Genomic DNA, 13,815 nt, shown 5'->3' with positions numbered 1-13,815 from the left:
TGCGGGTCCTCTGGCAGGCGACTGATGATGAACCGACAGGGTAGAGGGCGATGGACAGGAAGGGGTTCGGAAACCGTGCAGCGGTCAGCGCGCCAGGGCAAAAGCTCAGAACCAAGCCGCTCAAGCGCCCACAGCAGGCCCGCGCGCAGTTCACCGTGGAGGCCATCTACCAGGCTTTCGTTCGGATTTGGCAGCGCGATGGCTGGGAGGCCGTGACCACCCGCGCGGTGGCGCTGGAGTCGGGCTTCGCCGTGGGCACCCTGTACGAATACTTCCCCAGCAAACAGGCGCTGCTCTCCGGCTACGTGCGCCACAGCATCGAGCAATTACTACGCAGCATCGATGAACAGGTGATCGCGCCGCCGCTGGACTGGCGCAGCCGCGTCAGCCTGCTGCTACGCCTGAGCTGCAGCCCGGCCGAGCCCATCAGCCAGCTATTCACCTTCGAGGTCGCCCAGCTGGAAGCGCAGATCGCCGAGCCACGGCATCACCAGCGGGCCTACGAGGAGCTGCTCGGCAAGTGGCAACAGGTGTTCGCCAACTGCCGCGACCTGCCCCACCCCGCCTCGGCGGCTACCGTCGAGGCGCTGTTTCTGATGGTCTGGGGTGGCCGCCGCTACGCGGCCCTAGGGCAACTCGACGAGGCGCGCCTGCGCCGCTGGCTGGGTGAGACGGAGCGCCTGGTGCTAGGTGCACTCGAGAACATCTAGCGCTCGCGCAATGCCTCCCCCTTGGCGCGGATGATCGGCTTGAGCAGATAGCTGAGCACACTCTTCTGTCCGGTGATGATATCCACGGACGCCACCATGCCCGGGATGATCAGCAACGGGCTCTGCTCGCTGCCCAGGTGGCTCTTCTCGGTGCGCAGCTGGATCAGGTAGAAGCTGTTGCCCTCCTCGTCGGTGATGGTGTCCGCACCGATCTGTTCGAGGTTGGCCGCCAGGCCGCCATAGATGGTGTAGTCATACGCGGTGAACTTGACCATGGCCTTCTGGCCGGGATGCAGGAAGGCGATGTCCTGCGGACGGATACGCGCCTCCACCAGTAATGTGTCGTCCAGCGGCACGATCTCGACCAGGTCGCTGCCCGGCTGTATGACTCCACCGATGGTGTTGACCAGCAGCTGCTTGACAATGCCACGTACCGGCGAGGTAACCAGCGTGCGGTTGACCCGGTCCTCCAACGCCTTGCCACTCGCCTGGACCTTGCTGAGGTCGGTGCGCGCCTCGTTGAGCCGGGTCAGCGCCTCGCTGCGGAAACGTCCGCGGGTTTCGTCGATCTTGCGCTCCACTTCCTTGATCGCCGAGCCAGCCCGGGGAATGGCCAGCGAAGTAGCGTCCAGTTGCCCGCGATTCTCCACCTCCGCACGGCGCAGCCGCAGCAGCTCGACCTGGGAGATGGCCCCCTTGGCCACCAGCGGCTCGGACATGTCGATCTCCTGCCGCAGCAGAGCGAGGCCACGCTGGTATTGATCGCGCTTGGAGACCAGCTCGCGCAGCTCCTGCTGGCGCTGAGCCAGCTGCTCCTCGAGGCCGGCCACCTCATCCTGCAACTGCTGGCGGCGGCTCTGGTACAGCGCCTGCTCGCTGGCAGCCAGACCCGGAGCGGCTTCCATTGCCGTTGCCGGCAGCTCCAGGGCACGGTCCTCGACCTCTGCGGACAACCGCTCCACCCGCAGCAGCAGCGCCAGACGATCCGCCTCGGTCTCGCCGACATTGGAGGCAAAGCGGGTATCGTCCAGCCGCAGCAGCGGCGCACCGACTTCGACCACCTGCCCCTCGCGCACGAACAACTCGGCGACTATCCCACCCTCCAGGTTCTGGATCTTCTGCAGCTTGGAGGATGGAATCGCCTTGCCGTCGCCACGGGTGACTTCGTCCACGACCGCGAAATGCGCCCACAGCAACGCAAAGAGGCTGAAGCCTACCAGGCTCCAGATGGTCAGCCGCACCAGTCGAGGCGCATCCTCGATCAGCGCCTTGCGCACTTCTGGCAACGGTTGCCCCGACAGGGACTGCCGGCCCTGGAAATAGCTGCGCAGGTGCTGCGCCGCTCGGAAGTCACGCCACATTGATGCGCCCCCCCCGTATCGCTTCCATCACCTCGGCCTTGGGGCCGTCGGCGACGATTCGCCCTCGGTCGATGACGATCAATCGATCCACCAGGCTCAGCAACGATGTGCGGTGGGTCACCAGTACCAGGGTCTTGTCCGTGATGAAGCCCTGCAGGCGCTGCTTGAGGCGCTCCTCGCCGGTATTGTCGAGAGCACTGGTGGGCTCATCCAGCAGCAGGATGGGAGGGTCCAGCAACAGGGCGCGAGCCAGGGCTACCGCCTGACGCTGCCCTCCGGACAGCTGCTGACCGCGCTCGCCGACCTGCAGCTCATAGCCCTGCGGGTGCAGGCGGGCGAACTCATGCACACCTGCCAGCTCTGCGGCCTGCAACACCAGTTCGTCCTCTACATAACGAGCACCGCTGACAAGGTTGTCGCGCAGCGTGCCGGAGAACAGCTGGATGTCCTGCGCGACGTAGCCGATGTTGTGGCGCAAGTCGCCGACATCCAACTGCCGCACATCCACCCCGTCTACCAGCAGATGGCCTGCATCGGCCTGGTAGAGGCCGACGATGAGCTTCGCCAATGAGCTCTTGCCGGAGCCACTGCGACCGATGATGCCAACCTTCTCGCCGGCGGCAATGCGCAGGTCAATGCCAACGAGTGCGGCATTCTGCTGCTGCGGATAGCGGAACTGCAGCTGCCGGCACTCCAGTGCCCCTCGCAGTTGCGGGCGGCTAAGACCACGCGCCTGCTCCTCGCGCTCCTGCGGCAATGCCATCATCTGGTCGATGCTCTGCATGCTCACCCGTGCCTGCTGATAGCGGGTGAGTAGTCCTGAAAGCTGACCGAGCGGCGCTAGCGCCCGTGTACCGAGCATGTAGCAGGCGATCAACCCACCCATGCTGAGATTGCCGGCCATGATCAGATAGACCCCCAGAACGATGGTCACCACGCCGGTCAGTTGCTGGATGAAGCCGGTCAGATTCAGCGCCAGGCTGGACAGCATCCGAGCCCGGAGTTCGAGGCGCCCGAGCGTGCCGATGGTCTGCTCCCAGAGATACTGGCGCTCGCTCTCGGCATTGTTGATCTTGACCGCATCCAGTCCGGCCAGGGTCTCGATCAGGCTCGACTGGCGCTCCGCGGACAGCGCCATGCTGCGCTCCATGGTGTCCGCCAGCGGGCGCTGCAGCAGCCAGCCGAGACCCAGCGCGAGGGGGAAAGCCAGGATGGGAATCCACACCAGGTGACCACCCAGCCAGGCGATCACGGCAAGCACCAGTATGGTGAACGGCAGGTCGATCAGGCTGGTCAGGGTCAGCGAGGCGAGGAAGTCGCGCAGCACCTGGAACTCGTGGATATGTTGAGCGAAGCTGCCGACCCGAGCCGGGCGCACCTTCATGGTCATGCCGACGATACGCTGAAAGAGACTGGCGGAGATGATCAGGTCGGTCTTCTTGCCGGCCAGGTCCAGGCACAGGCCGCGCATGGTCTTGAGCAGCAGGTCGAACAGAAAGGCCCCCGATATGCCCACAGCCAGTACCCAGAGCGTCGCCTCCGCCTGGTTCGGCACCACCCGGTCATACACATTCATCACGAACAGCGGCGCGAACAGGCCGATCAGGTTGATCAGCACACTGGCCGCAACGGCATCCATGTAAAGCCAGCGAGAGCGTTTCAGGGTGTCGCGAAACCATGTGCGGGTGCGCGGGATAAGGCTCTCGCGGTCCTGATCGAATGCATGGCGTGGCTGCGCGAAGAAGACCTCACCACTGTAATCCTCCTCCAGCAGGTCAAGGGAGACCGCCACCTCCCCGCCCTCGCTCTCGCTCAGCAGCAGTCGGGCACGCTCACCTTCACGTGCAAGCAGGATGGCCGCGCGACCTTCGCCAAGCAGCAACAATGCCGGCAGCGCGATGGCGGGAATCTGCCGCAGTGGACGATGCAACCAGCGCCCTTGCAGTCCGGCCCGCGCCGCGGCACGTGGCAACAGGTCTGGCGACAGCCGCTGGGCGGGGAGCGGCAGGCCGGCACTCAACATGGAGCGGGTCGCCGGCCTCTGGTGCAGCGTGCACAGGGCCAGCAGGCCGTCCAGCAGCGGGTCATCATGGCGGGCGCGTGGATCGCCCAAGTGCAGCGTCTGGTTGGCCGCGGCGGACATGGTTCAGTCTCAGCTCTTGTTTTTCGGGTTCCTTCCGGCGAGCCATCCGCCTTCCCCCTGACAACCGGGCCGGACCAACCGCACCCGACGCGGAACTCCACTCCATGACCGATCATCGGTCGGCTCCCAATCAACCCACATTCCGGCTCGCTCAGGGCGTTACCAACTGGCCTGCCAGGCGAAACAGATACTTGCGCACACATCCCGACTACTTGGTCAGGCTTGCCAGCCGTGGCCTCCAGTCGCCGGGCGACCGTTGATCGGAGAGGTTGAAAGAGCCAAGCAATAGCAAAGTGACATGGCAGAAACGATTGTTTAGCATGCCCCGCGACAGGTCAATACTTTGGCATAAAGCCAATAACTAGAAGAAATAAGCCAATTTATTGGCGATAAGAATTTGCCGCACTTCATCGCAATGGCGCCGGCATTCCCACCCGAATCGGCAGGAAGCCCGCAGCAGACCAAGGAGAGTTCGCCCATGAACAATGTCATCGCTGTCGTCAAAACTGTCGTAGGCCAGGTCATGGCGCTTTCTCCCGATGGCGCCCAGCGACTCCTGGTCGAAGGCGACCGCTTGTTTCGTGGTGAACAGGTCCTGACCGGAGAGGCCGGCCTGGTAAGCCTCCAGCTCAAGGATGGGCAGACCGTCGAACTGGGCAGCACCAGCCAATGGCCCGCCGTCGAGCAGCAGGAGCAGGACGCCACGGCCTCCACCACGCCTCCTGCACAGGATCTGCAGCAGGCCATAGCCAGCGGCATGGACCCGACGACCGATCTGGCACCAACTGCCGCTGGCCCCGCGCCCGGTTCGGGCAGCAGCACAGGCATCGCAGGCGGGCACGGGTTCGTCATGCTTGACGCCACGGCCTCACAGGTCGATGTGCAGGTAGGTTTCGAAACCCGCGGACTGGACTTTTCCGCGCCCCTGACAGAGCAGGAAGATCTGATCGACGACTTCACGCCGAGCCTGGCCGAGGTACCGGTAGACCCAGTGCCCGAGACGCCCGTCCCCCAGCCGCCACTGGAAGAGCCAGAGCCGCCCGTAGAGGAACCCGAACCGCCGATCGAGGAGCCGGAGCCCCCAGTGGAGGAGCCAGAGCAGCCGGAGCCCCAGCCACCAGTCCCGCCGGCCAATACACCACCGATCGCCGTGGCAGACAGCTTCACATTGCTCGAAGGAGGCTCGATCTCGGGCAATCTGCTGAGCAATGATTTCGACAACGATGGTGACAGCCTCAGCATTACCTCTTTCACGCTGAGCACCCAACCATTGGTGAGTCAGCCGCTCGGCAGCCCCATTACCATCCCCTTCGTCGGCACGCTGCAGATCAATGCCAATGGCACGTTCAGCTTCAACCCACTACCCAACTACAACGGCCCGGTGCCAGTCATCACCTATACCGTCAGCGACGGCAGCAGCATCGCCAGCACCACGGTCAGCATCGACATCACGCCGGTCAACGACGCGCCCTTCCACATCGTGCCGCAAGCGCAAACGACGCCCGAAGACACTCCTCTGACCTTCTCACTGCAGACCAGCAATGCGCTGGGAGCCTTCGACGTCGATCTGGATTCGCTGACCACCACACTGAACGTGCAACACGGCGTGCTCGAGGTGGGCCTGAATCTGCTCGGCGTAACGGTGACCGGCGGCGGAACCAGCACATTGACTCTGAGCGGCAGCCCTGCGGCGATCAACAATGCGATGGCCCAGCTGAAGTACACCCCGGACGCCAACTACCACGGGCCCGATACCCTGAGCATCAGCACCACCGACGGGCAGGAGACGGCCACTGACAGCGTTGCCATCACCGTCACTCCGGTCAACGATGCTCCGGTGGGTGCGCCAGAAACCAACAGCGGTCCGGAAGACAGCATCGTCACCGGTAACCTGCTGACCAATGCCACCGATGTGGACGGCGATAGCCTCAGCATCGCCAGCTTCAACCTGACCGGTTCGCCACTCACCCAGTATCCGGTGGGCACACCGATCAACATTCCTCAGGTCGGGACGCTGCAGATCGACGCCGACGGCACCTACACATTCACACCGCAGGCCAACTACAACGGCAACGTTCCCCAGGTGACGTTCACGCTGACCGATGGAACCGATACGGCCACGTCGACCCTGGATATCACCATCACCCCCGACAACGATGCACCGATCATCCACGTCCCCACAGCGCAGACCACTCCCGAAGACACCAGCAAAGTCTTTTCCCTGGCGACCACCAATGCCATCGGTGTATTCGATCCAGAGCTGGACAACCTGACCGTCACCCTCAGCGTCGAGCATGGTGTGCTCAATGTAGGGCTGAACGCACTCGGCGCAGGTGTCAGTGGTGATGGGAGCAGCGCACTGGTGCTGACCGGCAGCCAGGCGGCAATCAACAACGCGATGGCCCAGTTGCGTTATACCCCCAGCGCCAACTACAACGGGCCAGACACTCTCAGCATCGTCGCCAGCGACGGCATCGACAGCACCTCCGACTCGGTGGCCATCACCGTCACTCCAGTCAACGATGCCCCGACCACCAGTGACCTGGGCCTGGTCACCGATGAGAACGTGCCCGTCAACGGCATCGTCACCGGCACCGACATCGAGGGAGACACGCTCAGTTTCTCCATCACTGGCGCGCCGGGTAACGGCACCGTGGCCCTCAACACGGCCACCGGTTCTTTCACTTACACCCCAAGCACGAACTACAACGGCTCGGACAGCTTCGTCGTCACCGTCTCCGACGGCAACGGCGGCTTCGCCACCAGCACCGTCACCATTGGCGTCAACCCGCTCAACGACGCCCCAGTCTCATTGCCCGACAGCATCCTGGTCGCCGAGGGCGGCACAGCCAGTACGCTGGTGGGTGGCAGCACCAGCGTACTGGCCAACGACAGTGACGCCGACGGCGACCCGCTCGACGCTATCCTGGTCTCCGGCCCGGCCCATGGCACTCTGACGCTGAACCCCAACGGCACATTCAGCTACGTCCACGACGGCAGCGAGACCACTACAGACAGCTTCACCTATCGGGCCAACGACGGCACCGCCAATGGCAACACCGTCACCGTCAGCATCGGCATCACGCCGGTCAACGACGCACCGGTCTCGGTGGCCGACAGCATCGTGGTCGCCGAAGGCGGCACCGCCACTGTACTGGCGAGTGGCAGCACCAGCGTGTTGGCCAACGACAGCGACGCCGAGAACGACACGCTCAGCGCTATCCTGGTCTCCGGTCCAGCCAACGGGACCCTGACGCTGAACGCCAATGGCACCTTCAGCTATACCCACAACGGTAGCGAGACCACTGCCGACAGCTTCACCTATCGGGCCAACGACGGCACTGCCAATGGCAACATCGTCACCGTCAACATCGGCGTTACCCCGGTGAACGATGCACCGCAGGCCACCGATGTATCGGCCAGCGCTGTGCAGGGTGGCGCAGAGGTGGCCATCTCGCTGTCCGGCAGCGACCCGGATATCGGCGACGCGGTGGAGAGCTTCCGCATCACCTCGCTGCCCGACCACGGCACTTTGCAGATCAATGGCGTAGCCGTGACCGCGGCCGCCGTCGCTGCGGGCAGCGCGGTGATCAGCGCGACCGACGCGGCGAATGGCTTGCTGACTTACCTGCCGCCGGGCGACTTCGACTCGACCAACGATGGTCCTGCGCCTACCTTCGGCTACCAGGCCTTCGACGGCGACACCTACAGCGCCGGAGCAACAGTCACCGTCAACGTCGCCGACGCGGCACCCGTGGCAGTGGACGACTTCGTCGTACTGACCGAAGGCAGTACGACGGCCTCGGTCAACCTGGTGATCATGCTCGACACGTCGGCAACCATGGTCAGCCCGTTCCTCGGCGGTGTTGTCAGCCTGCCGGGTGGCGGCACCACCACACGCCTGGCCCTGGCCCAGAGCGCCCTCGAAAACCTGATCACCAGTTACGGCGGCAGTCTGCAGAACGTGATGCTGGTGACCTTCGACGACACCGCCACCTATCACGGCTGGTTCAACGACCCCGCCGCCGCCATCGCCGCCATCCGGGGCGTTAGCACCGGTACCGGCACCAATTTCGACGACGCGCTGAAGCAGGTCCAGACCCACTACGGCACCCCACCGGAGGCCGATCACACCTTCGTCTACTTCCTCTCGGACGGCTATCCGGCCACCCCGCTGGGCGCCAACCGGCCCTCGGTATCCATCTCCTCCAGCGAACGGGACGGCTGGGTAGACTTCGTCACGGACAAGGGCGTGGACTCCGTATACGCAGTGGGCATCGGCGCCGAGCTCGTCGGCGACTATGCCCAGAGCAACCTGGACACCGTGGCCTGGTCGCCGAGCGGCAACCCTCCGCTGACCTGGAACACCGACGACGGTCTGCTCCACAACCCGGGCGACTTCGTCCAGGAAAGCACGGTGCATAACCCCAACACCATCGTGGTGGTCAACCCGCTGGACCTCAACGGCGTGCTGCAGGGCACCGTGCAGGTGGGTGGTCTGCTCGATGGCAGCGTCTCAGGTAACGTCGCCGATGACTTCGGTGCCGATGGCCCTGCCGCGCAGAAGGTCGTCGGCGTCAGTCTCGACAGCGACGGTGACGGCATCGGTGACCTCTCAGCGACCTTCGACGGCAACTTCTACCAGCTGGATCTGGGCACCGATATCGGACTGCTGAAGATCGATGCCCATAGCGGCAACTACAGCTTCACCCCGGCCAGCACCTTCAATATCGACCAGGACGTCACATTCAAGGTGGTCTACACCATCGAGGACAGTGACGGCAGTCAGGCCTCCGCCACGCTGCATCTGACACTGGAAAGCGCAGCAGGCGGCGGATTGCGCATGGCCCCGGCAGCTGCAGCGTTCGACTCTGGAGACACGCTCCTGCCGCTGGAAGACGAACAGCTTCTCATGGCGGAAGATCCGGAAGCGTCTGGCTCAGCGATCCAGGCTACCAGCGGATTCGACTCCAACAAGGAGAGCATCGACCTGGCCGACCTGCTCCAGAGCGAGAGTAACGATCTCGGCGCCTACATCGACCTCCAGCGCGGCAGCAACGATGCGGAAGGCCACCTCGAACCGCCCGTTCAGAACGGCGGCGGTGAGGACTTCGCACCAGACGGCCTGGATATCGGCGGTTCGGGCATCATGCCGGCCGCGATCATCAACTCGCTGATCGCCGGTGCCGACCACAGCATGAAGCTGGACCAGTAGAAGCGAAGGCGGGCCCTGGAGGCCCGCCTCTATACAATCAATCGGAAAGAGCCCGCCCTCGCAATGGGGGCCGTGAGCGGTCGAACTCGCGTCGCCAGCCGTCATGGCGCTGCCATGAGCGGCCGTCGTGGCGTGGTCTCCAGGCAGAGCGGTCACGGTATGCATCATGGCGGTGGAAGTCCCCATGCCAGCGATAGCGGCCACCGTGATCCGGGGCGTAATGGGAATGGCGGCGCTCCTGGTAACGGTCGCGGTGCCATCGGTAGTCGCGATCATCGTATCCCCTGGGTAGCGGTCGTATCTCGTAGTAGCGAACCTCGTAGCCTGGGCGGGCATACTCGTCGCCATAGGCGACACAGCCGGTGGAACCGAGCCCGATAACGGCGCAGAGCAATATCTGACGGAACATGGCGGCCTCCTTCGACCGCAGGGAGAGCACCAGCCATTGCCAGCACCCAGGTCTTCACCTATCCGTGAGACTCGCTCACACGACTACTCTCACCCAGCCGCCAGCTGCCATTTCCGTGTCAAATTGCGACACGCGAGCTCCATCCACCAGTTCGGCCTGGCCATAAATGCAGAGGCCCCGACATCAGCGATATCGGGGCCTCTGCAGGGTACTCACCGGCAGATCGCCGATGAGCAGGCAACGACACTCAGCGGATATGAGCGTCCTTGTATTCCTTCTCCGCTTCGTAGAAGCGTTGCAACATGGACTGGCTCGGTGCGTTGCCGATGCGGCTGAAGACCAGGATGGCGATAGTGCCCAGGATGAAGCCCGGGATGATTTCGTACAGGCCCATGCCGATCCAGTTCTTCCAGATGATCACGGTAGCGGCACCGACCACCATGCCGGCCAGGGCACCGTTACGGGTCATGCCTTTCCACATCAGGGACAGGATCACCACCGGACCGAAGGCGGCGCCGAAGCCAGCCCAGGCGTAGGACACCAGGCCCAGAACCTTGCTCTCCGGATTCTGCGCGATGAGGATGGCGATCACAGCGATCAGCAGCACCATGCCACGGCCGACCCACACCAGCTCCTTCTGCGAGGCGCCCTTACGCAGGAAGGCCTTGTAGAAGTCTTCGGTCAGGGCACTGGAGCAGACCAGCAGCTGGCAACTCAGGGTGCTCATTACCGCCGCCAGGATGGCGGACAGGACCACACCGGCAACCCACGGGTTGAACAGGATCTTGGTCAGTTCGATGAACACGCGCTCGCCGTTCTCATGAACAGGGCCAGCCAGGTCCGGGTTGTTGTTGAAGTATGCAATGCCGAAGAAGCCCACAGCCACGGCGCCGCCGAGGCAGAGGATCATCCAGGCCATACCGATACGACGGGCAGCCGGGATCGACTTGACCGAGTCTGCGGCCATGAAACGCACCAGGATATGCGGCTGGCCGAAGTAGCCCAGGCCCCAGCCCAGCAGCGAGATGATCGCGATGAAGGACAGGTTGCGGAACATGTCGAAGTTGGCCGGGTTGGCCTGTTCGATGGTGGTCATGGCCGCATCGAAGTCACCCAGGGCGAGGATCACGAACACCGGGGTGATCAGCAGGGCAAAGATCATCATGGTGGCCTGCACGGTATCGGTCCAGCTCACTGCCAGGAAACCACCGATGAACACGTAGGCGATGGTCGCCGCGGCACCGACCCACAGGGCGGTGTCGTAGGAGAGGCCGAAGGTGCTTTCGAACAGGCGAGCACCAGCCACCACGCCCGAAGCGCAATAGATGGTGAAGAACACCAGGATCACCAGCGCGGAGAAGATACGCAGGATCTTGCTGTTGTCCTCGAAGCGGTTAGTGAAGAAGTCCGGCAGGGTAAGGGCGTTGCCGTTGTGCTCGGTCTGCACGCGCAGGCGACCGGCAACGAACAGCCAGTTGAGCCAGGCACCGATGATCAGGCCGATGGCGATCCAGCTCTCGGAGATACCGGCGATGAAGATCGCGCCCGGCAGGCCCATCAGCAGCCAGCCACTCATGTCGGAGGCGCCGGCAGACAGGGCGGTCACGAAGCTACCGAGGCTACGGCCGCCAAGGATGTAGTCGGAAAAATTCTTGGTAGCCAGGTAGGCAGCGAAGCCGATTGCAACCATCGCGGCGATATACACCACGAAAGTAATCAGCATGGGGGTGCTAGCTGTCATGAGGAGGGTGCCCTCTCGTTTGTTGTTATGCGCCGCGACGGGTCGTCCGCGGCCAGGTTGGCATACGTGCCCGTTCGTGGCGGACACTCGGATACCCCGGTTTGAACCGGGGATTGCAAGGCGGACGCCCGTAGCCGGCGCCACATCACATCGCTCCCCTCCCGGAAACGACCGCAAGGTGCGTATCGTGCACCCTGCCGCAATAGCGACCACCGGCAAGGAAGCCCCTACCTTCGGTTTAGCCCATTGCTCCGGCGGCACAAGCGCAACGCGAAACCCGCCCCCGGAGCGGGATGCAGGACTCTAGTGACAGGGAGGTGACGGGTTCTTGCGAAAAACTCCGGAGTTTTTTCAGAAAACTCCGGAGTCGCGACCGATTCTCGACTTCAGCCGAAGGCGATATTGCCCCGATATCTCGTTCGACCGAGGGAGATGATGCTCCCGCCAGACGAGTCAGTCGTTGCTCGGCTTGTTCACCGCGTGCAACACATACTGTGGCAGGGCGAAGGCACCTAGATGGATCTCCGGGTTGTAGTAGCGGGTAACGATTCCACTACCGACGAAGCGCTGGCGCAGGGTATCCAGGGGCAATTTACGGTATTCGGCATCGGTGCTACCCCAGGCGAAGGACATACTGCCACCGATATGGGTTGGCACTGCAGCCTGGTAGAAGTGCCAGTCGGCAAACAGACCGTCCATGCGGCTGGCGGTGTTCTGCACCTCACCAAGCTGCATGAAGGGAGTACCGTTCTGGGCCACCAGGATGCCGCCATCGTCCAGGCAACGGCGGCAGGCTTGATGGAAGTTGTCGGAAAACAGCATCTCGCCCGGCCCGGCCGGATCGATGGAGTCAGAGATGATCACGTCGAACCTCTCGTCGGTGGTCGACACGAAGCTCATGCCGCTATCGATCACCAGGTTCAGACGCGGGTCCTCGTAAGCGCCACAACTATGGTTGGGCAGGAACTCCCGGCATATGTCGACCACCGCTCCGTCAACCTCGACCAGTGTGATGCTCTCGACGCCGTGATGCTTGCGCACCTCACGCAGCATGCCTCCGTCGCCACCGCCGATGATCAGCACGCGCCTGGCCAGGCCGTGGGCCAGGATCGGCACATGGGTCAGCATCTCGTGGTAGATGAACTCGTCGGCCTCGGTGGTCTGGATAACGCCGTCCAGCGCCATCACCCGCCCCATCCGGGCGTTCTCGAAGATCACCAGGTGCTGGTGCTCGGTACGCACCTCATGTAGCAGCCTGTCCATGCGAAAGCGCTGGCCATAGCCGTCGTAGAGAGTTTCCTGATAGTCACTCATGGGTAGTCCCCCGTCGCCGCTGGTGGATTCGGACGGACAAGCGCCCGCCCATGAAGGAGGTGCGCATTATAGGAAGACAGGCCCAGCGGCCCCAGCCGACTATGGCAACAGGATGTGTGGATCAGATGCGCACGTTGCCGCGCGGCCCCAGCAGCGCCCAGATGATCAGGCCCAGTACCGGCAGCAGGATGATCAGCAGCACCCAGAGGATCTTCATCCCGGTTTCCGCGTTGCTCTTGATCACGTTGATGATCGCCCAGATGTCCAGGGCAAGGATGATCAGACTGACCAGACCGCTGAGCATGGAGCCCATGACGACTCTCCTATATGAAGGGTGGTCTGCTTAGGATAGCCGGGGCACGCCAGCCCGCTTAAATACGGACGAAACGGGAAAGACCGAAAAAACACTGACATGCGACATATTCCTATGTTTTCACGACAGGATGTGACTCCAAGGTCAGGATTGATCATCAACTGTTCACAGGCCGCGGCAACACGTGCTTTCGCTGGCCGGATTGCACATTGGGCATCCCTTGGAGAACAGACCCATGAATACCTCGCTCCGCGTAAACGAAGCTCTTCTGATCGCTGGCCGCGCTTTCCAGCCGTTCCAGTGCGTCGCCTGGCAGCCACAGGATGGTACCGGCCTGATCACTCTGGCGGTGATCGACCGCACCAACCGCCGCCTGGGCCAGGCCCAGCTGGCCAGCCACACCTACGCCGATCCTGCACAGCTGGCCGATGCATTGTCCCAGTCGCGTGAGCAGATCAGCCGCCAGGGTTATTCGCTCGACCCATGGAGCATGCCCGAGTAATCCATCTCCAGCCCCGGCCTGCCGCCAACAGAAGCCCCCTCCGCCTAATGGCCGAGGGGGCTTCGCTTTTCTGAACGAACCTAAAGTCTGCCGCCCCGTCTATTCAC

Annotated in this window: 9 protein-coding genes; 3 read left to right on the top strand and 6 right to left on the bottom strand. The window is 63.2% G+C overall.

All coding sequences use genetic code 11. The annotated features are described in order from the left end of the window. Window positions 1-50 precede the first annotated feature (50 nt). Window positions 51-710, top strand: a complete 660-nt coding sequence (locus IB234_RS08480) for a TetR/AcrR family transcriptional regulator (protein ID WP_192316482.1) — start codon at window positions 51-53, stop codon at window positions 708-710. Here the strand turns inward: IB234_RS08480 and IB234_RS08475 are convergent. Both IB234_RS08475 and IB234_RS08470 read right to left on the bottom strand, forming a co-directional pair. Next, entirely contained in the window at window positions 707-2,071 is a 1,365-nt protein-coding gene (locus IB234_RS08475) for an HlyD family type I secretion periplasmic adaptor subunit (protein ID WP_192316481.1), read from the bottom strand. The genes IB234_RS08480 and IB234_RS08475 overlap by 4 nt on opposite strands. After that, window positions 2,061-4,214, bottom strand: a complete 2,154-nt coding sequence (locus IB234_RS08470; RefSeq protein ID WP_192316480.1) for a type I secretion system permease/ATPase — start codon at window positions 4,212-4,214, stop codon at window positions 2,061-2,063. Before IB234_RS08470 ends, IB234_RS08475 begins: the two co-directional genes overlap by 11 nt. A gap of 478 nt (window positions 4,215-4,692) precedes the next feature. Between IB234_RS08470 and IB234_RS08465 the strand changes: the two genes are divergently transcribed. Further along, window positions 4,693-9,429: a retention module-containing protein gene (locus IB234_RS08465; RefSeq protein ID WP_192316479.1), complete on the top strand. Its 4,737-nt coding sequence runs from the start codon at window positions 4,693-4,695 to the stop codon at window positions 9,427-9,429. Window positions 9,430-9,466: 37 nt separating this feature from the next. Here the strand turns inward: IB234_RS08465 and IB234_RS08460 are convergent, their stop codons facing one another. The 4 genes from IB234_RS08460 to IB234_RS08445 form a co-directional block, all read right to left on the bottom strand. Beyond that, a complete protein-coding gene (locus tag IB234_RS08460) occupies window positions 9,467-9,838 on the bottom strand; it encodes a hypothetical protein (RefSeq protein WP_192316478.1) in 372 nt (123 codons plus the stop codon). Window positions 9,839-10,085: 247 nt separating this feature from the next. Further along, a complete protein-coding gene (gene putP / locus IB234_RS08455) occupies window positions 10,086-11,579 on the bottom strand; it encodes a sodium/proline symporter PutP (RefSeq protein ID WP_192316476.1) in 1,494 nt (497 codons plus the stop codon). A 453-nt stretch (window positions 11,580-12,032) separates the two neighbouring features. Then, on the bottom strand, window positions 12,033-12,893 hold the full coding sequence (gene speE / locus IB234_RS08450; RefSeq protein ID WP_192316474.1) for a polyamine aminopropyltransferase: 861 nt from the start codon (window positions 12,891-12,893) through the stop codon (window positions 12,033-12,035). Window positions 12,894-13,014: 121 nt separating this feature from the next. Continuing rightward, window positions 13,015-13,206 (bottom strand): PLDc N-terminal domain-containing protein, encoded by a 192-nt coding sequence (locus IB234_RS08445; protein ID WP_192316471.1) that lies wholly within the window; start codon window positions 13,204-13,206, stop codon window positions 13,015-13,017. 235 nt (window positions 13,207-13,441) lie between these two features. On the opposite strand from IB234_RS08445, the gene IB234_RS08440 reads away from it, so the two are divergent. Beyond that, a complete protein-coding gene (locus tag IB234_RS08440) occupies window positions 13,442-13,708 on the top strand; it encodes a hypothetical protein (protein WP_192316469.1) in 267 nt (88 codons plus the stop codon). Window positions 13,709-13,815 lie beyond the last annotated feature (107 nt).

Origin of the sequence: Pseudomonas sp. PDM16 (assembly GCF_014851865.1) — a bacterium.
Taxonomy (GTDB): domain Bacteria; phylum Pseudomonadota; class Gammaproteobacteria; order Pseudomonadales; family Pseudomonadaceae; genus Aquipseudomonas.
The sequence above is the reverse complement of the archived record's forward strand: the minus strand, read 5'-3'. Positions and strand labels throughout refer to the sequence as shown.